The sequence below is a fragment of the Alkalisalibacterium limincola genome, assembly GCF_008017755.1.
GTDB classification, from domain to species: domain Bacteria; phylum Pseudomonadota; class Gammaproteobacteria; order Xanthomonadales; family Xanthomonadaceae; genus Alkalisalibacterium; species Alkalisalibacterium limincola.
In genome coordinates, this window is sequence record NZ_VRTS01000007.1 from 120,783 (window position 1) to 142,226 (window position 21,444).

The 21,444-nt window shown below is 66.6% G+C and carries 16 protein-coding genes, 1 tRNA gene and 1 pseudogene; 13 read left to right on the top strand and 5 right to left on the bottom strand.

The window, feature by feature from the left end; genetic code table 11:
• Window positions 1–27: 27 nt before the first annotated feature.
• Entirely contained in the window at window positions 28–561 is a 534-nt protein-coding gene (locus FU658_RS10695; protein WP_147892076.1) for a hemerythrin domain-containing protein, read from the bottom strand.
• Window positions 562–876: 315 nt separating this feature from the next.
• Here FU658_RS10695 and FU658_RS10700 point away from each other — a divergent pair, with 315 nt between their 5' ends.
• Window positions 877–1,782: an SDR family NAD(P)-dependent oxidoreductase gene (locus FU658_RS10700; protein WP_187266064.1), complete on the top strand. Its 906-nt coding sequence runs from the start codon at window positions 877–879 to the stop codon at window positions 1,780–1,782.
• 1 nt (window position 1,783) lies between these two features.
• Here FU658_RS10700 and FU658_RS10705 read toward each other — a convergent pair whose 3' ends face one another.
• The gene (locus FU658_RS10705) at window positions 1,784–2,290 is read right to left on the bottom strand and encodes a hypothetical protein (RefSeq protein WP_147892078.1); all 507 of its coding nucleotides are present in this window, start codon (window positions 2,288–2,290) and stop codon (window positions 1,784–1,786) included.
• Between the two features lie 120 nt (window positions 2,291–2,410).
• Here FU658_RS10705 and FU658_RS15370 point away from each other — a divergent pair.
• The 9 genes and pseudogenes from FU658_RS15370 (at window position 2,411) to FU658_RS10750 (ending at window position 13,312) form a co-directional block, all read left to right on the top strand.
• Window positions 2,411–3,507: pseudogene (locus FU658_RS15370) on the top strand (PQQ-dependent sugar dehydrogenase).
• Window positions 3,507–3,770: a PQ-loop repeat-containing protein gene (locus FU658_RS10715; RefSeq protein ID WP_147892079.1), complete on the top strand. Its 264-nt coding sequence runs from the start codon at window positions 3,507–3,509 to the stop codon at window positions 3,768–3,770. The pseudogene FU658_RS15370 and the gene FU658_RS10715 overlap by 1 nt, the downstream one beginning before the upstream one ends.
• Before the next feature lie 84 nt (window positions 3,771–3,854).
• A complete protein-coding gene (locus FU658_RS10720) occupies window positions 3,855–6,626 on the top strand; it encodes a type VI secretion system Vgr family protein (RefSeq protein ID WP_147892080.1) in 2,772 nt (923 codons plus the stop codon).
• Window positions 6,623–7,501, top strand: coding sequence for a DUF4123 domain-containing protein (locus FU658_RS10725; RefSeq protein ID WP_147892081.1), 879 nt, complete (start codon window positions 6,623–6,625; stop codon window positions 7,499–7,501). The genes FU658_RS10720 and FU658_RS10725 overlap by 4 nt, the downstream gene beginning before the upstream one ends.
• A complete protein-coding gene (locus tag FU658_RS10730; protein WP_147892082.1) occupies window positions 7,498–10,131 on the top strand; it encodes a T6SS effector BTH_I2691 family protein in 2,634 nt (877 codons plus the stop codon). Before FU658_RS10725 ends, FU658_RS10730 begins: the two co-directional genes overlap by 4 nt.
• 1 nt (window position 10,132) lies before the next feature.
• Window positions 10,133–11,080 carry a DUF6708 domain-containing protein gene (locus FU658_RS14815; protein WP_222708425.1) on the top strand — a complete coding sequence of 316 codons (948 nt, stop codon included), beginning with the start codon at window positions 10,133–10,135 and terminating at the stop codon, window positions 11,078–11,080.
• Between the two features lie 179 nt (window positions 11,081–11,259).
• Complete coding sequence (locus FU658_RS10740) at window positions 11,260–12,132, top strand: acyltransferase (RefSeq protein ID WP_147892083.1); 873 nt, start codon at window positions 11,260–11,262, stop codon at window positions 12,130–12,132.
• 86 nt (window positions 12,133–12,218) lie between these two features.
• Window positions 12,219–12,620: an MbcA/ParS/Xre antitoxin family protein gene (locus FU658_RS10745; RefSeq protein ID WP_147892084.1), complete on the top strand. Its 402-nt coding sequence runs from the start codon at window positions 12,219–12,221 to the stop codon at window positions 12,618–12,620.
• Complete coding sequence (locus FU658_RS10750) at window positions 12,614–13,312, top strand: RES family NAD+ phosphorylase (protein ID WP_147892085.1); 699 nt, start codon at window positions 12,614–12,616, stop codon at window positions 13,310–13,312. Before FU658_RS10745 ends, FU658_RS10750 begins: the two co-directional genes overlap by 7 nt.
• A gap of 3 nt (window positions 13,313–13,315) precedes the next feature.
• Here the strand turns inward: FU658_RS10750 and FU658_RS10755 are convergent, their stop codons facing one another.
• From FU658_RS10755 to FU658_RS10765, 3 genes are all read right to left on the bottom strand, one after another.
• Window positions 13,316–16,435, bottom strand: a complete 3,120-nt coding sequence (locus FU658_RS10755) for a bifunctional diguanylate cyclase/phosphodiesterase (RefSeq protein ID WP_187266065.1) — start codon at window positions 16,433–16,435, stop codon at window positions 13,316–13,318.
• 255 nt (window positions 16,436–16,690) lie between these two features.
• Window positions 16,691–19,447 (bottom strand): sensor domain-containing protein, encoded by a 2,757-nt coding sequence (locus FU658_RS10760; RefSeq protein ID WP_222708426.1) that lies wholly within the window; start codon window positions 19,445–19,447, stop codon window positions 16,691–16,693.
• Window positions 19,448–19,584: 137 nt separating this feature from the next.
• Window positions 19,585–19,661: transfer RNA gene (locus FU658_RS10765), tRNA-Met, on the bottom strand.
• A gap of 231 nt (window positions 19,662–19,892) precedes the next feature.
• Between FU658_RS10765 and FU658_RS10770 the strand changes: the two genes are divergently transcribed.
• The 3 genes from FU658_RS10770 (at window position 19,893) to bfr (ending at window position 21,378) form a co-directional block, all read left to right on the top strand.
• On the top strand, window positions 19,893–20,459 hold the full coding sequence (locus FU658_RS10770) for an RNA pyrophosphohydrolase (protein ID WP_147892087.1): 567 nt from the start codon (window positions 19,893–19,895) through the stop codon (window positions 20,457–20,459).
• An 89-nt stretch (window positions 20,460–20,548) separates the two neighbouring features.
• Entirely contained in the window at window positions 20,549–20,758 is a 210-nt protein-coding gene (locus tag FU658_RS10775) for a (2Fe-2S)-binding protein (protein ID WP_147892088.1), read from the top strand.
• Between the two features lie 146 nt (window positions 20,759–20,904).
• Entirely contained in the window at window positions 20,905–21,378 is a 474-nt protein-coding gene (gene bfr / locus FU658_RS10780) for a bacterioferritin (RefSeq protein ID WP_147892089.1), read from the top strand.
• The last annotated feature ends 66 nt before the right edge of the window (window positions 21,379–21,444 follow it).

Below are 21,444 nucleotides of genomic sequence, written 5' to 3' on the forward strand. Positions count from 1 at the left end.
GCGTGGGCAGGAAGCCTGCGGATGCGCTCAGCGGCTGATCGCCTGGGAGACCTTCGCCGCAGTCGACCTCGCGCCGGCCTTGGCCTTGGCGCCGGTGATCGCAGCGGTGGCAGCAGTGGAAGCCTTCCATGCCTCGTGGTCCTCGTCGAACTGGGCCAGCTCTTCGGCGCTGAACAACTTGCGCGCCATCTTGAACATCGTGTCCTCTTCCTCGCTGGCGTGATGGTCGATCAGCTCACCGAACACCTTAACCCGACCGGCGAACTCCGGCGTGGTCACGTCGGAAGCCTTCACGTGCGGGATCACCGTCTCCTCGACGGCGGCATGTTCCAGCACCGCCTCGGCATGGGTCTTGAGGCCATCGCGGTCGGCGCGTTCCTTGAAGGCGGGGTAGAAGACCTTCTCTTCCCACTTCGCATGCGGCAGCAGGTTGGCTTCGATCTTCTCGAGCAGTTCCACGCGCCCCTTGCTGGCGCGTTCGGTGGTGGCGTCGATCTGCTTGAACAGGTCGCGCAGCACGTTGTGTTCGGCTTTGAGGGTCTTGAGGATGTCGCGGGCCATTGGGGGATACCTCGTTGGGGGTGCGGGGGTTTGGGTGCATCGGTAGGGAACGAAGCAAGCTCCATGCCACGCCGTGCCGTCGGGATGCCTTCCCGCGCGCGCGCCGGGACGTGGCCGTTGGCCTTGCTCCCAAGGCAACGCCGGGTGATCAGCACTCGGCCACCCGGCCGGGCATGCAGGCGGGATGCAGGAGGCCGTCGCCCCGGTCATGCAGACCGCCCGACGGTCGGGGAGACGTCCCGTCGGCTGCGGGTCGCGTTTGGCCCAGCGCGCGTGACGGCCTATCCTCGAATTCCCCCATTCGAGGATGCCCCCATGCGCACTTTGCTCAGCTTGGCCCTGTCGGTGTTCGCCTGCGTTGGCGCTTCGTCCCTTGCGCATGCCGAGCCCGAGGGGGACCGGATCAGCTACGCCGAGAAGACCGTCCTGGTCACCGGCTCCACCGACGGCCTCGGCCGTGCGCTGGCCCTGGCGCTGGCCGCCGACGGTGCCCATGTCATCGTCCACGGCCGCAATGCCGAGCGCGGGCAGCAAGTGGTCGAGGAGATCACCGCCAGCGGCGTCGGCTCGGCCACCTTCATCGCTGCGGACTTCGCCTCCATCCAGGGCGTGCGTGATTTCGCCGACACCATCGCCCGCGACCATCCGCGCCTGGACCTGCTGGTCAACAACGCCGGTATCGCGTTCAACCGCGAACAGCCGCGCCACGAGAGTGAGGACGGCCACGAACTGCAGTTCGCGGTGAATTACCTGGCCGGCTGGGTGCTGGTGAACAAACTGCGCCCGTCGCTGGCCGCCGCGGCGCCCTCGCGCATCATCAACGTGGCCTCCGGTGCGGCGCATCCGATCGATTTCGACGATGTGATGCTGGAGCAGCCCGGTGCGCAGGCGCGCGGCTACGGGCAGAGCAAGCTGGCGCAGATCACGATGACGGCGGCGATTGCGGAGAACTTCGCGAACGACGGCATCACGATGATCTCATTGCACCCGGCCAGCATGATGGACACGACGATGGTGCGGGGCCTGGGTGGGCCGATCCGCAGCACGGTGGCCGAAGGCCGCGACACGGTCATGGGGCTGATCACCGCGCCCTCGCTGCAGGCCGGCGCGTACTACCGCGATGGCGAGGTGGCCACGCCACACGCGCAGGCGGGCGACACGCAGGCGCAGCAAAAGCTGGTCGAGCTCAGCGAGGAACTGACCGGCGTGTCCCTGGACTAGGTCACGCGGCCTGGCGTTCGGCGGCCTGGCGTTCGGCAGGCATCCACCGGCGGTGCGTCATCGCGGCGAAGATCAGCCCCGCGACCGCCCCGCCGACCGCCATCCAGGCGGTGCAGCTGAAATCGCGCGAGGCGCCGATCAGCAGCGCCAGCGGCGACAACCAGTTCACCAGCGGGATTCCGATCAGGATCGCCAGGCCACCCGCCAGCGCGAACAGCGCCAGGCGTGCGGCCAGCGGATCGGCCGGCAACCACTTCCACATCACCAGCCAGGCCGCGATGAACGCCACCAGCAGCGACGGCAGCACGATGTAGCCGCCGTAGGTGGGGAAGAAGCCGCTGAAGAGGTCGCGCAGGGTCGTGTTCATGCGCACCGTGTCGACGTCGACGCCGATCGACGAGAGTGCCGCCAGGTTGTACTGCGTCTGCACGACGGAGCCCCAGGCGATGGCGACGACCACCGCGATGAGGAAGGCCAGAAGGATCCTGCCGATATCGGACGTCTTCACCGGTTGTTCTCCCGATCCATGGTCGACTGCAAATGTGAGCGTCGTGTCAACACAGCTTCGGCGCTTGGCCATGGAGGGAATGTGATGATCAAGAGGATGCTTGCGCCGCTTGCGGTTTCGATGGTGCTGTTGTTCCCCGTTGCCGCCCAGGCGGAGTACCGCGTCGAGGTCGTGGCCGAGGGGCTGGAACACCCCTGGTCGCTGGCCTTCCTGCCCGATGGCCGGCAACTGGTCACCGAGCGCCCCGGTCGCTTGCGGGTGATCGAGAACGGCGTGTTGCGCGAGGCGCCGGTGGAGGGCGTGCCGCCGGTGCTCGATTCGGGCCAGTCCGGCCTGCTGGAAGTGCTGCCGGCCGAGAACTTCGCCAGCAGCGGCATCCTCTACCTCTCCTTCGTGCACGGCACCGACGACGCGAACCATACCCGCATCGTCCGGGCCAGGTTCGACGGCCAGCGCCTGCACGATGTCGAGCCGATCTTCACCACCCAGCCGGCCAAGTCCGGCGACGTGCATGGCGGCGGGCGCATGGCCTTCCTGCCCGACGGCACGCTGCTGATGAGCATGGGCGACGGCTTCTTCTTCCGCGAGGAGTCGCAGAAGCTCGACAGCCACATGGGCACGCTGATCCGCATCAACACCGACGCAGCGCGCCACGCGACAACCCGTTCGTGTCGCGCGAGGGCGCGCTGCCCGAGATCTACAGCTACGGCCACCGGCACATGCAGGGCATCGTCTGGGATGAATCCAGCGGTCGCCTGTATACCCATGAGCACGGGCCGCGCGGTGGCGACGAGATCAACATCATCCAACCCGGCCGCAACTACGGCTGGCCGGTGGTCAGCTACGGCATCGACTACGGCCGCTCGCTGATCACGCCGTTCACGCGCATGCCCGGCATGGAAGAGCCCTTCCTGGTCTGGACGCCGTCGATCGCCCCGGCCGGCCTGGCGCTGTACGACGGGGACCTGTTCCCGCAGTGGCGTGGCAGCCTGTTCGTGGCCGCGCTGGCCGAGGAGTCGCTGCGCCGGGTGCCGATCGAGAATGGCGAGCCGGGCGAGCAGGAGATCCTGCTCAAGGAAGTCGGCGACCGCATCCGCGACGTGCGTGTCGGCCCGGACGGTGCGATCTACGTGCTGACCGACGAGAGCGACGGGCGGGTGCTGCGGCTGGTGCCTGACGGGGGCGCGCGTCGAACCGGCGGGGACGTGTCGCGCTGATGGAGCAGCTGCTGGGGTGGTCGGCTTCCATCGTGCTGCTGGCCACCTTGATCTGCCAGGTCGTCAAGCAGTGGCGCAGCCGCAGCGTGGAGGGTGTGTCCCCCTGGCTGTTCGCCGGGCAGCTCACCGCCAGCACCGCGTTCGTGGCCTACAGCTGGCTGGTCGAGAACTGGGTGTTCGTGGTCACCAATGCGGCCATCCTGGTGACGGCCATCGCCGGCCAGGTGGTCTATCGGCGCAACGTCCGGGTGGCAGGCGACTGACGGGCCAGGGGTGCAATGGCCCCCGGGGCTGGTGCTAGACTCCTGCGCTCAAGGACGACAACTCAACACCCAAGGTCAAAGGATATGACCGACTTCTCTTCCGGCGCCGGGATCGGTGCCGCGCTACGTGCCCTGCTGCACCCCCTGGCGCAGACCGACCGGCTGCTTCGCCTGCACACCCCCTTGGGGCCCGACGTGCTGGTGGCCGAGGCCATGCACGGCTGGGAATCCCTGGATGCCGGCGGCTTCGCGTTCGAGATCACCGCGCTCTCGGGCGATGCCCACCTGTCGCTGGAGCAGTTGCTGGGCGCGCCTGCCTTGCTGGAGCTGCTGACGGCCGATTCGCGCACGTCGCTGCGACCCTTCCACGGCCATGTCACCGCCTGCCAGTTGCTGGGCGCCAACGGGGGACTGGCGCGCTACCGGCTGCGGTTGGAGCCGTGGTTGTCGTTCCTGCGCCTGCGGACCGACAGCTTCGAGTTCCGCGACATGAGTGTGGTCGGGATCGTCGACTACCTGTTCGAAGGTCATCGCGGGCTGGGCAGCGTGGTGCCGGCGTGGCGCTGGCAGTTGGCCGACGCGTCGGTATACCGGCAGCGCAGCGCGTGCACGCAGTACCAGGAAAGCGACCATGCCTTCGTGCATCGGCTGCTGGCCGAGGAGGGGCTGTTCTATCGCTTCGAGCACAGCGCGGCCGCCGATGGGGACACGCTGGGCACGCACACGATGGTGATTGCCGACAGCGCCGAGGCCTTCGGCGACCTGCCCGGGGTGCCGGTGCGATTCCACCGCGCCGAGGCCACCGAGCGCGAGGACGGCATTGGCTGGTGGCACAGCGCGCGCCGACTCGGCGTGGGCCGCGTGGCGCGCGGCAGCTGGGATTACCGCGCGCACCAGTGGCGCGAAGTGCATGCCGACCTCGGCGGTGCCGGGGGCGTGGCGACCGACAGCGATCCCAGCGGACCCTACACGTGGCCGGACTTCCAGACCGGCGAGCGCCTGGCGCGCCAGCACGCCGAGGCGTTGCAGGTGGGGCAGCACCAGGTGAGTGGCGGTGGCAGCTGGCGTCGCCTGGCACCGGGCCTTCGCTTCACGCTGTCCGGCCACCACCAGTACGCGGATGCCGAGGCGGCCAGCCATGTGTGCCTGCGGGTGGAGCACGCGGCCCGCAACAACCTGGGCGATGAACTCCACGCCAGCGTGGCGCAGCATCTGGGCCCGCCGAAGCCGATGCTGCCGCTGCCTGTGGCGCTGTGCGGCCTCGGCGGTATGGACGCGCATCCGCCGGTGGACGATGTGGACAGCTACCGCAACCGGTTCGTCGCGCTGCCCTCGGCGCGGCCCTACCGGCCCGCGACGCAGGATGGCCACGGCGAGCGCCTGCATCCGCGACCGCAGGTTCGTGGCGTGCAGAGCGCCATCGTGGTGGGCGCCGGCACCCCCGTGCACACCGACCGCGATCACCGTGTGCTGCTGCAGTTCCCATGGCAGCGCGGCGCGCAGGCCAGCAGCCGCCTCGAGCATCCGCGCGGCGACGACAACGCCCCCGGCCATGCCCAGGCGGGCGGCGCGCAAGCCTGGGTTCGCGTGGCCACGCCGGTGGCGGGCCCCAACTTCGGTACGAACTTCATTCCGCGCGTGGGCCAGGAAGTGCTGGTCGCGTTCCTGGAGGGCGACATCGACCGCCCCGTGGTGATCGGCGCGGCCTACAACGGCCGCGGCCACGAGGATGCGCAGCACAACGCGGTGGCCGGCGGACCTGCAGGCGCCACCGGCAACGCACCGGCCTGGTTCAGCGGCAACGGCCACCCGGCGGTGCTCTCGGGCTACAAGAGCCAGGCGCTGGCCAGCAGCGGCACGGGCGATGGCGACTACCAGCAGCTGGTGTTCGATGACACGCCCGGGCAGGCGCGCGTCGAGCTGTCCACCACACGCACCGGTGCCACCTTGATGATGGGCCACCTGAAGGCGCAGCGGGACAACCGGCGCGAGGACGATCTCGGCTTCGGGCTGAGCCTGCATACCGGGGCCCAGGGTGCCTTGCGCGCGGGCAGGGGGTTGCTGCTCAGTAGTTCGAGCGGCGGGCAGCAGCTCACGGCAGAGGTGGCCCGCACCCAGCTGATGCAGGGTCGCTCGTTGATCGACAGCCTGGGCCAAACGGCCAGCGCGCAGGACGCTGCGCTGGAAGGCGAGCCCGACACGTTGCCGGCGAGCGCGTCGCTGCAAGGCGTTGGCGACGCATTGACCAGCACCCACGGCCAGGGGGATTCCGCGGGCGGCGGCGTGCCGGCCTTCAGCGAACCGCTGCTGGTGGCCGAGGCTGCCGCCGGGTTGGCGGCGTTGACCCCGGCCAGCCAGGTCTGGGTGTCGGGAACGCACACCGTCGTGAGCGCCCAGCAGGACATCGACTGGATCAGCCAGGGCAGCACCGTGCTCAGTGCCGGCGGCGGTGTCAGCGTGTTCACCCACGGCATGGCGACGGCCGCGCAAAAGCCGAACCAGGAAACCGGCATCGCCCTGCATGCCGCCAGCGGCAGGGTCAGCGTGCAGGCGCAGGGCAATACGGCCAGCTTGCGCAGCAAGGCGACGCTGACCCTGGCCAGCCACCAGGCGAACGCGGCGATGACCGCCGCCACGCACCTGCTGATGACCGCGGCCGGGGCCTACTTCAAGCTCGATGGCGAGAACATCGAGCTGGGGGCGCCAGGGGCGATCGATTTCAAGGCGGCGAGGAAGGAGCTGGCGGGACCGGTGGGTGGGGCCGTGCAGAGCATCGAGTTCGCCGATGGCGAGCTGTGCCCATCCCTGGCGGCGGGTGCAACGGCTTCCGGTGGAACCGTCAGGATCGGCCCATGAGTGCCCCATTCGATCACCGGGTACTGGACCGGCACAGGTTCGCCTTGATCGATCCCATAGCCCACCCCGTTCTCGACAGGCCTGTCGGCGTAGTCGGGGTGGCGATCGTCCCCCGTGGACAGAGGCGTCTGGCACATCTGTTTCCCGAGCTCGTTGACCTTGCCACGTTGGGCGCGGATGCGCGGGATGCTTGCCTGGAAAGTGTGCTGGGCCATGTGCCCGGGGAGGGGTCATTCCCGCTGCTTGGAGTGCTGCTGGAAAGTGATTCCGAACCCGAGGTGGTGGCGGGGCACCTGAGCCGCCACATCACCGCGCATGCCGACGACGCCGAAATCTACCTGCGCCCACAGGACCCGCGGGTCCTGGTGCATCTCGTCGAAATCTTCTCCCCATCCCAGGTGAACCAGTTCCTGGGCCCGGTCCGTCGTGCCACGGCCGTCTTTGGTCGCGAATGCATTTCATTCGACCAGTCCGACAATCCGCCTGCGGTGTCACGAAGCAAGCTTCGACTCGACGCCGAGCAGGGAGCCCTCCTGGATGGGCTAGGCATCATCAATCGGGTGCTGCAGCGCGAGGCCTCGGAGGGACTCAGCACCCGCATCGACCGCGGACGAGTGGCCAGGCAAGCCCTGCTGCGCGCTCGAAACATCCACGGGCTTGAGGCAACCCAGGACCTTCAGCGCTTCGTCGAGCACGCGTTCCTGATCCACCCGGAGTTCGATGCCCATCCGGCGATGGCAAAGCGAATCACGCTCGCTCGCTGCGACACCGACATCGACATCGACTTTCCCTACCTTGCAGCCACCTCCGATCTGGACGCGGCTGCCCGCACCTCTATTCGCGACGAACTCCTGCAAGGAAGCAGAAGCGTATGACCACCGCCACCGCCACTCCGCCCGACACCTCGCTACGCGGGCGTGACTGCCGCAGCACCTGCCCCTACCATCGAATCGGTCTACCGATTCTTCCGGTGCGATACGGGCTGGTCCGATCGCCGAACCTGCCGGGGCTGCGCAAGCTCGAGGGGCCCCTGGCGAAGCACGAGATGGGGGTCGAGTCGATAGCGATCGACTCGGAAGACCCCTACGGCTACGCCCTTCGCACACTTCGCACCGGCTGGGTGTACGTCTTCGACGAGAACCGCGGGGAGCTCGACGTCTATCAGGTCAGTGACCGCGGCTTCCTCTTCAGGCACACCCTGTGGTCGACCGAACAGGACAGCGATGCTCCGCTGCCTTGCAGCGACGTCGGTCATCAGGGTGCGGCCTCCCTGATCACCATCCCCAATGCCAACCGTGCGACCAAGCCGGTGTGGATAAGCTACTCCCCCGTTCGATGGACGATGGCCGTCGAGGACGAGCATCGAAGTGACGGGGCCCTGCGCGAGCGTCACATGGTGAAGTTCGATCCTGCGCAATGGCTGGGCGGCAATTCCCATGACGGGGCAGCGCCCATCCAGGAGGTCGGCCGGCACGTCCTTGAACTCTCTTACCTTTCCGACAGCAGCAGCTTGCTCAGGCGCGCTCTGCCCTGGGCCGCGCTTCCCCGGGCCGGTGGAGACTCACTCGCCCGGATGATCCAGCACTCTGCCGAGCGGCTGGCGCCCGGAAAGGGCTTGCTTCTCGCGCTGCCTGACCCCGAGGGAATTGCGTCCGATCTTGCCGAGGTCATGAACCACGAGCTTGAGAGCTACATCGAGTCCTATGACTCCGAGACACGCCGCAAGATCGCCGTATGCGAGGCGATCGAGAAACTTGAGTTCGTGGTCAGGGAGGATGCCGAAAATCGTCTGACGAATCGCCTCGAATCCCAGGCCCGCGAATGGGAGATCGAGCAGTGGAGGGGCAACTCCGCACGTCCTGCCAACCCGGAACGTGCCAGGGAGATTCGGGCGCGGCTGAACCAGGACGCCCTCGATCGGGCCGCGGACGCTGCATGGAGCACCCATGCCGGGCGCAAGGACGAAGCCACAGGCTTGTACATTGGCGGACGATACGACGAGAACGCCCGGCGCGCGTGGAGGGAAGGCCTGGAAAACCGGTTGAGCGAGTTCTACCAGGCGGTCATCGACCCGTTGGCCACGGCACACTGCCAGTGGATGCAAAGCAAGAGCCTGGCCGAGCACTTCGCCTGCAACTTCGATTGCGAGGATGCTCGAAGCGGGGGTGCCTACATCGTCTCGCTGAGCGCGTGCATCGGATCCACGCAGGACAAGGCGGAGTGCGCGAAGCTCTACACCGATTGGCTGCAGACCGATTCGGACGACAACCCGATCCAGCGCGCCCTGGGCTACAACCAGACGCAACTGCTGCAACCGCTCGAGGCCTCCTCCTCGTACGACTGGGCCTCACTGCCGTGGGGGAACTTCGCGGCTGCGTTCACCCTGGCGGCGCGCCGGGTAGGGCCCGCTGAAACCGACGCGATGGGCGCGTTCATCGCGAGGCTGTCCGGCCCGATCGAGCGTACCGCCATGAAGGCGGCGAGCTCGGGCGTGGTCTATCGCAGTCTGGTCAAGCTGGGCACGGTGACCGAGCAACCGATGGTGGTCGTGGAGATCCGGGGCACGGGTCGGGACTTCTGGCGTCACCTGGCACGCAGCATGATCGAGCTGACCGGTGAACCCGTCTCGGAGCATCGGATGCGCGCGGCGGTGGTTGCCCAGATGCGTGGATGGGAGGCTCGCGGCGTACCGATGAACTCGGTAACCAGCAACAAGTGGCTGGTGGCAGTCAACGAGTGGGACCTGCGCGCAATGCCCGAGCACCTGCGGGGGCCCGAACAGATGCAGGCCCGAATCACCTGGCTTGCCTCGCGGGTGCATGATCCCGACGCGTTGCGACAGCTAGGGTTCTCCGCCTGGAAATCGCGGATGCAGCGCGCCAGCCCATCGGTGAACAGGGCCATCAGTGTCGGTGGGGGCACTATTCTCGGAGCGCTGCTCAGCCACGCGAGCCTGTCGTCGCTACAAGGAGAGATGTCGCGATCACTCGCCCATCAGCGTCCCCAGGTGCAGCGCCGCATCCTGACGCAGTACACGCTGATCAGCGGAATCTATGCAGAGGCAATTGGGGAGGTTGCTGAGAAGGTGGGCCGAGGGCAATTGGCCATGCGAAGCAGTGAAAGGGTTCGGTCCGTGGGCACTGCAATCCGGAAACTTGGGCGCGGCCTTGGAGTGTTCGGCGGGATTCTGCTGGCAGCATACGATGTTCACGAAGGCTTTCGAGCCATTCAACGCGGCGATGAACGGTTCGGTCGAGCTCAGGTATTGGTCGGCGCACTCAGCGGAGTAGTGGTTTTCTTGATGATTATTGTCGGGAGTTTCTGGTTGATTCTGACTGCCTCGGCTTTGATAATGGTGGCTTCGCTAGTTCTCGATTATTTCCGTCCCAGCCGCTCGGAGCTGTGGCTCGAGCGATGCTACTCATGGGGCAGGTTGGGTCCGGATGGTTGGTATCGCACTGAGCGCGATGAACAACGCGACTTCGTAATAGCTTTGGGCAATTGAAATGCATTACACCGGTTTGATTACTCGCTATCGCACGGGCAAGCCGCCCAGTGAAGAAGACCATCGCATGCGTCTTTCGGGAGAAGCAACGAATTTTATCGAGCCATCCTCTGAGCTCTCAGTGACTCGGCTAAACAATACATATCTTGAGGTTGTGGACAAATACTATGGATGGAAAGGTCTTGTAACTGGCTTTGTCCTCCCAATGTTCTTGGTGACTACTTTCGCGATAGTCTACTTTGCCTACGGCACCTTCATCGTGAACTGGCCCGAAGCTGTGGCGCTTGATCGAGTCACGCAGGAGGTTGCCGAATTCCTGTTTTTTTCAGTTCTCCTCGGAATTATTTCAGGTTTATTTTTCTGGGGTCTTTCAAAAGAAATGTTCCGCTATACCCACTATCCGATTAGGATTAATCGAAAGAATCGCATGGTCTATGTTTTTCGATTGAACGGGACTGTGTTGGCCGCTCGCTGGGACGAGCTCTTCTTCACCATGGGATCAGCCACGGTGGGTCGCACTTTCGGCACTGACTGGGATCTGCGGGCTCACGTGTTGGAAGAGGATGGAAAAACTATTCGGGAGACGTTCGCCTTTAGTCCTGTGGGCGACGCGGTGACCGTGAAGTGCTTCTATGAATATCTCCGGCGGTACATGGACGAGGGCCCTCAAGCTGTCCAGCCGTACACCAATTTCTGCCTGCAAATTTCAGATCGAAAGGAGCATCCTCTTTTTGGATTCAGAAAGCTCTGGTTGAGCCTGAACGGTTGGCTGACTTTCCAAATCCTGTTGCTCCCGCTCTTCGTCGTCGCCGCCATCGGCCGGTATCTCGTCATGACCATCAACACGATGCCGCGCTGGCCTGCGGAGGTTGAAGCTGAGTGCAGGATCGAACCCAATGACCCCTACGTGCGTGACGGAAATACCCATCCGGCACGATGGAACAGCTGAGGGGCGGGCGACCTCCTAAAGTTCACTCCTCAGGTTTTCACCAAGAGTTCAATGCGACCGTGGGGCGAGGCTTCAGTGCTAGCGGAGGCGCGTAGCAACTCGCACCAAACCTGGCCGCCGTCATACGCCCCGCCACCGTCGGCAGTTATGCTTGCGCCAGCTCCCTATCCGGTTCATCCATGCCTGCGTTCCTGCGCGGGGCCCTGGCCCTGCTCCTGCTCAGCCTCAACACCCTGGTCCACTGCGTGGCACTGTTCCCGGTGGCCCTGCTCAAGCTGATGCTGCCGCCGGCGCGGCCGCGCTTGTCGCGCTGGCTGGTGTCGATTGCCGAAAGCTGGATCGCCGTCAACAGCGCCTTGCTCGACCGCGTGACGCTGACCCGGGTGGAGGTCGAGGGCCTGGAAGGGCTTCAATACGAGGGCTGGTACCTGGTGCTGGCCAACCACCAGAGCTGGGTCGACATCCCGGTGCTGCAGAAGGTGTTCAACCGGCGCATCCCGTTCCTGAAGTTCTTCCTCAAGCGGCAGCTGATCTGGGTGCCTATCCTGGGCTTGGCCTGGTGGGCGTTGGACTTTCCTTTCATGCGCCGGCTGACCAAGTCGCAGCTGGCGCGCAATCCGTCGCTGCGCGGCAAGGACATGGAGATCACGCGCCGCGCCTGCGAGCGCTTCCGGGTGCTGCCGGTGTCGGTGATGAACTTCGTCGAGGGCACGCGCTTCACCGAGGCCAAGCAGGCGCGGCAGGGCAAGGTCTATCGTCACCTGCTGCGGCCCAAGGCGGGCGGCGTGGCCTTCGTGCTGGGCGCGATGGGCGAGGTGCTGCAATCGGTGGTCGACGTGACCATCGCGTATCCCGATGGCCGCCCCACCATGTGGCAGCTGGCCACCGGGGGCGTTAGGCGGGTGCGGGTGAAGGTCCGCCAGCGGCCGATCCCGGCCGATCTCGTCGGTGACTACGAGGGTGACATTGAATTGCGCAAGCGCACCCAGGCGTGGATGAGCGGCCTGTGGGCCGAGAAGGACGCCGACCTGGAGGCGATGCTGCAGCGCTGAGGTCGTGGGCCCCCGGGTGCCCGCGCGCTGGTGGCCGAGTCCCATTCGGGATAACATCGTGGCTTAGGTTTCATAGGAGACTTCCGATGAATGCCGCCGCCGCACAGCCGCTCACGCCGGAGCGCACCCAGGACCTCGGCACCGCCGGTCTGCGCACCGTGTTCCGCATCGCCGACGAGTGGGGCCTGTCGACCGCCCAGCTGATGGTGCTGCTGGGCGACCCCTCGCGCACCACGTTCTTCCGCTGGAAGTCCGGAGAGGTGGCCCAGGTGTCGCGCGACCTGCTGGAGCGGCTGAGCTACCTGGTGGGCATCTACAAGGCGCTGCAGATCCTGCTGCCGCAGGGCGACCACGCCAGCGCCTACCTCAAGCGGCCCAACACCGCGCCGCTGTTCGCCGGCCGCACGCCGCTGCAGGTGATGCTGGGCGGGCAGGTGGCCGACCTGTTCCAGGTGCGCGAGTACCTGGACGCGCAGCGCGGATGGTGAGCGGGACGGCGAACGGCGCGCCGCGCACCACGCGCGTCCGCTGGCGGCCCAGCTACCGGATCGTGTCCTCGCGCTTTCCGCCGGTGGGCCTGTTCGACAAGGTGGCCGACCCCGCCGACCTCGACGCGATCTGGGCGCTGGATGGGCTGACCAATCCACGCATCCGCCAGCAGCTGGGGCAGCTGGACCGGGTGCCGGCCGGCCGCCGCATCAGCGGTCCCGGAACCACGCCGGTCATGGCCGCCTTCACCCACGTGCCGCCGGACGGTTCGCGCTTCGGCGATGGCAGCTACGGCGTCTACTACGCGGCCCGCGATCGCGCCACGGCGATCAGCGAGACGGTGTTCCACCGCGAGCGCTTCCTGGCCCACGCCAGCCATCCCGCCACGGACCTGGGCATGCGCCTGTACCTGGCCGACGTGGACGCCCGGCTGCATACGCTGCGCCCCGGCTGGCCCGAGGCGCACGACCCGGATTCCTATGCCTACAGCCAGCGGCTGGGCCGCCGACTGCGCGAGGAGGGCAGCGACGGCATCGTGTTCAACAGCGTGCGCCAGGCCGGCGGCGAGTGCGTGGCGTTGTTCTATCCCGACCTGGTCTCTAACTGCCGGCAGAGCGAGCATTTCATCTACCGCTGGAACGGCACCCGCATCAGCGACGTGATCGTGGCGTCGGAGATCCTCAGCCGCTAACGATCAGGCCGGCAGCGGCGCAAGGTAGAGGGCCTCGAATTCCGCACACGGCACCGGCCGGCCGAAGTGGAAGCCCTGCATCTCGTCGCAATCCAGCGAACGCAGCAGCCTGGCCTGTTCCGCGCTTTCCACGCCTTCGGCGACCACCGTGTGCCGCAGCGAATGCGCCAGCGTGATGATGGTCGACACCAGCGCCAGCCCCTCGGTGGTGACCGCGACGTTGTTGATGAAGGAGCGGTCGATCTTGAGCGTGTCGATCGGAAGGCGTGCCAGGTAGCTCAGCGAGGAGAAGCCGGTGCCGAAGTCGTCCAGGGCCACGGTCACGCCCAGGTTCCGGATTGCCTGCAGGCTATCGATGCCGTGGTTGATGTCGCCCATGACCATGCTTTCGGTGATCTCGAGCTCCAGTCCCGACGCTGCCCGCGGGTCGCCCGAGAGTACCTTGGCCACTTCGGCAACGAACCCTCGGTTGCGCAGCTGCAGCGACGACACGTTGACGGCGATGCGCACGCCCGCCAGCCCATCGTCGCACCAGCGCAGGTAGCACTCGATCGCCTGGCACATCGCCCAGCGCCCGACATCGTGGATCAACCCGGTTTCCTCCAGCACCGGGATGAACCTGCCGGGCGGCACCAGGCCGGTGGCGGGATCGTTCCAGCGGATCAGCGCCTCGGCGCCGGTGACCTTGCCGGTCGCCAGGCTGACCTTGGGTTGGAAGTGCAGCACGAACTCTTCGTTGTCGAACGCGCGGCGCAGCTGGTTCTCCATGCTCAGCTTGCCGGCCACGGCAGCGGTCATCGCACTGCTGTGGAACAGGTAGCGGTCGCCATTGGCCTTCGCCTGGCGCAGCGCGGCCTCCGCATTCTGGAACAGGGCTTCAGCGTCAGTGCCGTCCTTGGGGAACAGTGCCACGCCAACCTTGACGGTGACCCGCAGGACCGCGTCCTCGATCTCGAACGGATGACTGCCCAGCGAGGCCATGGCGTTCTCGATGAAGCGCGACAGGTTGCCGTCAGGACGGACCCTGGGCATGACGGCGGCGAACTGGTTCGGGCCCACGCGGGCCAGCAGGCCGGCGTCCCCGGCACGGCGCGCCACCCAGTTCGAGACCTGCTGCAGCAGCGCGTCGCCGGCTTCACGGCCGAGGCTGTCGTTGATGTTCTTGAACCGTTCCAGGTCGAACAGAACCAGCGCCAACTCATCTTCCGAGCCGGCGGCGCTGCGCATGTGCTGCGACACGCGGTCGAGGAACAGCGAGCGGTTGGCGAGCCCGGTCAGCGGGTCGTAATAGGCGAGGAAGTCGAGCCGCTCCTGCTTCTCGATGTTCTCCAGTGCCAGGGCCATGTTGCCGGCGAGCTCACGAAGCAGGCGCACTTCCTCCTCGTCGAAGAACCCGGCCTCCTGGGCGTACAGGGCGAACACCCCGACGGCATCGCCGTGGATGACCAGCGGTATGATCGCGAACGAACGGATGCCACGCTTTTCCATGTCCTCCTTGAGCAGCACGGGCTGCCCGGATCCGAAATCGTTCACTACCTGCGGCGCGCGCTCGTGAAGCGCGTGGGCCGCTTGGCTGGTCGTGCCGGCCCGGCACTCGAAAACCTCCCGTGGCGCGCATTCGAAGAAGTCGTCAACGTCACCCGCCGAGGCGATCGGCGAGAGGAGGTCGGCGTCGCGGTCTACCAGCCCGCACCAGGCGAAGCGGAACTCGCCCAGCTCGACCGCGATACGGCAGGCCCCCTGGAACAGCTCGTCGCGGCTCGGCTTGCGCACGATCAGCGCGTTGATCTGGCTGAGCACGGCGTACACCCGGTTGAGGCGCTTGATACGGAGCTCGCTCGCGCGCAGCCCCTGGTTGGCACGCATCACCTCCAGCTCGGCGACCTTGCGGTCGTGGATGTCGGTGCAGGTACCGAACCACTTGATGACCTGGCCGTCGTCATTGCGCACCGGCACGCCGCGGATCAGCCACCAACGGTAGGCCCCGTCGGCACGGCGCAGGCGGCATTCGATCGAATACATGCCCACGGTGTCCGTGGCCTCCTGCCAGGCGGTTTCCGCGCGCGCCCGGTCCGCCGGATGGAACGGCCGGCTCCAGCCGTGGCCCAAGCCATCGGCCAGGGTCAGGCCGGTGTAGTCCGACCACTGCTGGTTGAAATAGGTGTTCCAGCCGTCCGCGCGCGTGATCCAGACAATCTGCGGCATCGCCTCGGCCAGCTTGCGGAACTCCTCTTCACTCGTACGCAGTCCCTCGGCGGCACGCCGAGCCTCGGTGACGTCGCGGAAATAGATCGCCAGGCCGTGTTCGGACGGATAGGCGCGGACGCTGAAACAGCTCTCCAGCCTCTGGAAATCGGCCTCGAACGCAACGCTCACGTTGTCCGACATCGCCCGGCGGTACTCGCGCTCGAACACCGAACCGATCGCGGTGGGATATTCCTCCCAGAGGCTTCGGCCCAACAGGACCTCGCGCCCGCGCCCCAGGAGCAACTCGGCGTGCTTGTTTAGGAAGGTGAAGCGCCAGTCGCGATCCAGCGTGAAGAACGCATCGCTCATGCTGTCGAGCGTGTCGGCAAGGCGGTCGGACAACAGCCGCGACTCCGCCTGTGCCTGCCTGCGCTCGGTGATGTTCATGTGCATGACGACGACGCCCTCGCCGCCGTTGGCCGCAAGCGGCGTGACCTCCAGCAGGAACCAGCGCTGTTGGGTCGCCGAATGGCAGGGATACTCGAGCGAGAACTTCCTGGACCTCCCGGCCAGCACGGCGCGAATGCCCTCCGCCACGGGCACGGCCTCGACACAGTCGACGCCGTGGGCGCGGTCGCAGGTGTCGAGATAGTTGGAGCCGACGCCGAAGCGGACGGTGGGGAGCTCGTTGGTTCGGGCGAACTGCCGCCAGCCGTCGTTGACCGAGATGATGTAGCCGTGGCCGTCGAGCAGCGCGATATTGGCCGGCAGCGCGTTGAGGATACCGGCCTGCCAGCTGGCGTCCCCGCCGGGATTGCCCTCCACCTTCCCACGTACCAGCTTCTGCAGGCGACGCTCGGTTTCCCGCAGCGACAGCACCGAAGAGGCGTCGACATCGCCCGACGCGTCTCCCACATCGGTCTGCTTGCGGTTCATGGTCGTGGTACTCCGCTGCGCGGCGCTAGCCGCTGGCCCCCTGCTGGCTGCCGCTACGCGTGTCGAAAGGGGGGATGCACGGGCCTGGACGGACATTGCATGGCGGTCACGGTACGGCATGGGCCGTCCCGTTTCGGACTACCGCGTCACAGTCGCATCACCGCGCCACCGCCCGCGTCATGTCCCAGCCTGCGCCCACCCGCATGAACCGCGGGGTCCGGCCGCTCTACAGTGGGATGGATGCAGGATCGCGCGTCAGCAGGGCCGGATCTGGAAGGCCGCGAAAGGCACCGGCCTGCCGAAGTGGAAGCCCTGCAACTCGTCGCAGTCCATGCAGCGCAGCAACCGGCTTTGTTCTTCGGTCTCCACGCCCTCGGCCACGACCTTGAGCCGCAAGGAATGCGCCAGGGTGATGATGGTGCGGACCAGGGCCAGCCCCTCGGGGCTGTCGGCCATCTCGTTGATGAACGAACGGTCGATCTTGAGCCGGTCGATCGGCAGCCGTGCCAGGTAGCTCAGCGAGGAGAAGCCGGTGCCGAAGTCATCCAGGGCGACGCTGACGCCCATGGTGCGGATGGCCTGCAGGCTTGCGATGCCATGGTTGATGTCGCCCATGACCATGCTTTCGGTGATCTCGAGCTCCAGGCCCGCCGCCGCCCGCGGATCACCGGCCAGCGCCTGGGCCACTTCGGCGACGAAACTGCGGCTGCGAAGCTGCAGCGACGACACGTTGACCGCAATTCGCACGGCCGGCAGGCCAGCATCGCACCAGCGCAGGTAATCCTCGACGGCCTTGCGCATGGCCCAGCGTCCCACCTCGTGGATCAGCCCGGTTTCCTCCAGCACGGGAATGAACTGGCCGGGTGGCACCAGGCCGTTGCCGGGGCGGTCCCAGCGGATCAGTGCCTCGGCGCTGGTGACCAGGCCCGACGAAGCGTTCACCTTGGGCTGGTAGTGCAGCACGAACTCTTCGTTGTCCAGCGCGCGACGCAGCTCGTTCTCCAGACTCAGCTTGCCCGCCACGGCAGCGGTCATCGCGCTGCTGTGGAACAGGTAGCGGTCGGCGTTGGCCTTGGCGTGCTTCAGGGCCGCTTCGGCGTTCTGGAACAGGCTCTCGGCGCTATCGCGCTCGTCCGGGATCGCGGCGCCGACCTTGGCGGTGACCCGGAGGACGGCGTCGCCCACTTCGAACGGGTGGCTTCCCAGGGCGCCCATGGCATTCTCGATGACCTGCGTCAGGTCTCCGCCGGGATCGACCCGGGGCACGACCGCGGCAAAGTGGTTCGAGCCCACGCGGGCCAGCAGGCTCGCGTCCCCGCTGCGGCCTGTCATCCAGTCGGCGACCTTCCTGAGCAAGGCATCACCCGCCATCCGGCCGAGGCTGTCGTTGATGTTCTTGAAGCGTTCCAGGTCGAACACGAACAGGGCCATCGCGTGGCCCCTGCTGGCCGCGCTGCGCATGTGCTGGGCGACGCGGTCGAGGAACAGCGTGCGGTTGGCGAGACCGGTCAGCGGGTCGTAGTAGGCGAGGTAGTCGAGCCTCTCCTGCTTTTCGATGTGCTCGATCGCCAGCGAGATGTTGCCTGCGAGTTCCTGCAGCAGCCGCATTTCCTCCTCGTCGAAGAATCCAGCCTCCCGCGCATACAAGGCAAGCACGCCGATCGTCCCGCCGTGGACGACCAGGGGAATGATCGCGAAGGCACGGATGCCACGCTCCTCCAGATCCTTTCCCATCAGCGCTTTGGGCTGCTGTTCGAGATCGTTCACGACCTGCAGTTCGCGCTCGTGCAGCGCTTGGGCGAGGCGGCCGGCGGCACCGGACCGGCAATCGAACAGCTCGTGTGGCGCGCGCTCGAAGAAGTCCGTCACATCGCCCGCCGAAGCCGTCGGTGCCAGGCGGTCGCCATCGTGATCGAGCAGGCCGACCCAGGCGAAGCGGAACTCGCCCAGCTCCACGGCTACACGGCAGGCCTCGCGGAACAGTTCGTCGCGCCCGGGCCTGCGCAGGATCAGCGCATTGATCTGGCTGAGCACGGCATACACGCGGTTGAGCCGCGCGATTCGCCTCTCGCTCTCGCGCAGGCCCCGGGTGAATTCCGCCTCGCTGGCGCGCAGGGCTTCGGCCGCCCTGCGGCCCTGGGTGATGTCGCGGAAATACACGGCCAGGCCGTGTTCGCTCGGGTAGGCCCGGACGCTGAACCAGATGTCCCCCTGCTCGAAGCTTTCCTCGAACGCGACGGAGATACCCTCGGCCAGCGACCGACGGTACTCGCGCTCGCACAGCGACCCCACCGAGTCGGGGAAGGACGACCACAGGGTTCGGCCCAGCAATTGGTCGCGGCTTCGCCCGAGCAGCTGTTCCGCCTGCCGATTGAGGAAGGTGAAGCGCCAGTCCCGGTCGATCGTGAAGAACGCGTCGCTCATGCTGTCGAGCGTGGTGGTGAGGCGTTCGGCCAGGTCCCTGGATCGCAACTCGGCCAACCTGCGTTCGGTGATGTCCAGGTGCATGACCATGGCCCCGCCGTCGCCGGTCAAGGGCGTCGCCTTCAGCAGGTACCAGCGCCTTTGGTCCTGCCAATGGCAGGGGTATTCGATCGAGAACTCCCTGCTGGTCCCGTCCAGCACGGCCCGGATGCCCTCCGCCGCCGCGGCGGCGTCCGGGCAACCCAGTGCCCGGGCGCGGTCGCACGGCTCCAGGTAACTGGTGCCGATTCCGAAGCGGGCGCAACCGAGCGCGTTGGACCTGGCGAATTCCCGCCAGCCGTCGTTGACGGCCACGATGAACCCGTCCCGGTCCAGCAGGGCAATGTTGGCGGGCAGCGCGTCGAGGATGCCGGCCCGCCAAGTGGCATCGCCCTCCGGCACGGCCCCCACCTTCCCCGCGACCAGATCCTGCAGGCGACGCTCAGTGTCCTGCAGCGTCCGGATCAATGTGGAGACATCGTCGGCCGAGGTGTCCCCGGAGCCGGCGTTGATGGAGGTGGAGGGGTGGGTCAGCGTCGCGGTGGCCACGGTTTCGTTCCGGCCTGTCAGACGCGCTCACCATACGATGCATGAACGCTGCGATCAGGTTGCCGCGTCACAGATATGAAGCCCTGGCGTGCCGGCGACAGGCACAAAAAAACCCGCGAGATCGCGGGTCCATGTGATGGTGGCTATGGGTGGACTCGAACCACCGACCCCAGCATTATGAGTGCTGTGCTCTAACCGGCTGAGCTACATAGCCATCGTGGCGAGGGCCTTGCGCCCGCGCTTCCCGTTGCCGTGAACGGGACCGCGAATTGTCCATGCCGGCGCCGGGGCTGTCAATCGTCGATCTCGCCGCCCGTTCGGCAGCCGGGCCTGGGTCGGTTCGTGGCTCGCCCCGATTTCACGGAGGTGAACCGGCCCGGACCGCTGCCTTGTCGGCCTGTAGCCCGCGTGGCACTCTGATCCCAGTGATTCTTGGAGTGGTCCGGTGATCGATCCTGATGGATACCGGCCCAATGTGGGCATCGTGCTGATGCGTCCGGACGGCCATGTGTTCTGGGCGCGCCGGGTGAACCGCGATGGCTGGCAGTTCCCGCAGGGCGGCATGAACAGCGACGAGACGCCGCAAGAGGCGATGTATCGCGAGCTGCGCGAGGAAACCGGCCTGCTGCCCGAACACGTTGAACTCCTCGGGGCCACGCCGGGCTGGTTGCGCTACCGTCTGCCACGCCGGTGCGTGCGCCACGGGCAGCGCCCGCTGTGCATCGGCCAGAAGCAGGTGTGGTTCCTGCTGCGCTTCGATGCCGAGGAGCACGCGCTGCGCCTGGACCTGACCGACAAGCCCGAGTTCGACCAGTTCCGCTGGGTCGATTTCTGGTACCCGGCCGAACATGTGGTCACCTTCAAGCGCCGGGTCTACCGGCAGGCGCTCAGCCACCTCGCCCCGGCAGCCCAGGAGCTGGCACGCGGGGCGGCGATCATGAGCCGCATGCCCGAGCCCGATGCGGGCTGGCGCCGTCCGCCGCCCGCTGCGACGGCGCGACGCACCGGCTGAACGGTTCCCTCGGATGCGCGCGTTGTAGTTGACACTCATTCGCATTTGGGGTTGAATACGAATCGTTCCTGTTCAGGGCGAGGTGCCCCATGTACGTATGCGTCTGCAATGGTGTGTCCGACCGCGACGTGGCCCAGGCCAAGGCGCAGGGTTGTCGCAGCATCGATGACCTGGCGATGCGTACCGGCTGTGGCACCACCTGCGGCTGTTGCCGCGACTTCGCCCAGCAGCTTCTCGAAGAGGGCTGTGGCAGTTCTGCGCCGGCACCGTTCGGCCTGCAGATGGCTGTCGCCGCCTGAACCCCCGGGCCCTTGAGGGCCACCGATCTCCGCGTCGTCGCCCTCGGTTGCTGCAAGTGCAACTGAGGGCGATTTGCGTTTCGTCTTCCGAAATCCTGTTCGCGTAAGCTGGCCGGACGAATGAAAAGCAACGCACGGAGCAACCGATGAAGGGCGACAAGAAGGTCATCGAGCACCTCAACAAGGTGCTCTACAACGAACTCACCGCGATCAACCAGTACTTCCTGCATGCGCGCATGCTCAAGGACTGGGGGCTGCTGGCGCTCGGCGAGCACGAGTACGAAGAGTCGATCGACGAGATGAAGCACGCCGACCAGCTCATCGAGCGCATCCTGTTCCTGGAAGGCCTGCCGAACCTGCAGAACCTCGGCAAGCTGATGATCGGCGAGAGCCCGAAGGAAATCTTCGAGTGCGACCTCAAGCTCGAGCTAAACGGCCACGGCGACCTCAAGACGGCCGTTGCGTACTGCGAGGAAGTGGGCGACTACGCCAGCCGCGAGCTGTTCGTGTCGATCCTGGAGTCCGAGGAAGAGCACATCGACTGGCTGGAAACCCAGCTGTCGCTGATCGAGCGCCTGGGTCTGCAGACCTACCTCAACTCGACGATGCAGAAGCCCTGAGGCTTCCCCGCGCGCCCGCCCGGTTCCGGGTGGGCGCGGTGGCCGCGCGCTAGCCGGCCACCTTCC

Coding starts and splice junctions, on each gene's coding strand:
- FU658_RS10740 (WP_147892083.1), top strand. CDS start 11,260: ATGCCTGCGTTCCTGCGCGGGGCCCTGGCCCTGCTCCTGCTCAGCCTC.
- FU658_RS10720 (WP_147892080.1), top strand. CDS start 3,855: ATGACCGACTTCTCTTCCGGCGCCGGGATCGGTGCCGCGCTACGTGCC.
- FU658_RS10715 (WP_147892079.1), top strand. CDS start 3,507: ATGGAGCAGCTGCTGGGGTGGTCGGCTTCCATCGTGCTGCTGGCCACC.
- FU658_RS10725 (WP_147892081.1), top strand. CDS start 6,623: ATGAGTGCCCCATTCGATCACCGGGTACTGGACCGGCACAGGTTCGCC.
- FU658_RS10755 (WP_187266065.1), bottom strand. CDS start 16,435: ATGAACCGCAAGCAGACCGATGTGGGAGACGCGTCGGGCGATGTCGAC.
- FU658_RS10750 (WP_147892085.1), top strand. CDS start 12,614: ATGGTGAGCGGGACGGCGAACGGCGCGCCGCGCACCACGCGCGTCCGC.
- FU658_RS10745 (WP_147892084.1), top strand. CDS start 12,219: ATGAATGCCGCCGCCGCACAGCCGCTCACGCCGGAGCGCACCCAGGAC.
- FU658_RS14815 (WP_222708425.1), top strand. CDS start 10,133: ATGCATTACACCGGTTTGATTACTCGCTATCGCACGGGCAAGCCGCCC.
- FU658_RS10700 (WP_187266064.1), top strand. CDS start 877: ATGCGCACTTTGCTCAGCTTGGCCCTGTCGGTGTTCGCCTGCGTTGGC.
- bfr (WP_147892089.1), top strand. CDS start 20,905: ATGAAGGGCGACAAGAAGGTCATCGAGCACCTCAACAAGGTGCTCTAC.
- FU658_RS10775 (WP_147892088.1), top strand. CDS start 20,549: ATGTACGTATGCGTCTGCAATGGTGTGTCCGACCGCGACGTGGCCCAG.
- FU658_RS10695 (WP_147892076.1), bottom strand. CDS start 561: ATGGCCCGCGACATCCTCAAGACCCTCAAAGCCGAACACAACGTGCTG.
- FU658_RS10730 (WP_147892082.1), top strand. CDS start 7,498: ATGACCACCGCCACCGCCACTCCGCCCGACACCTCGCTACGCGGGCGT.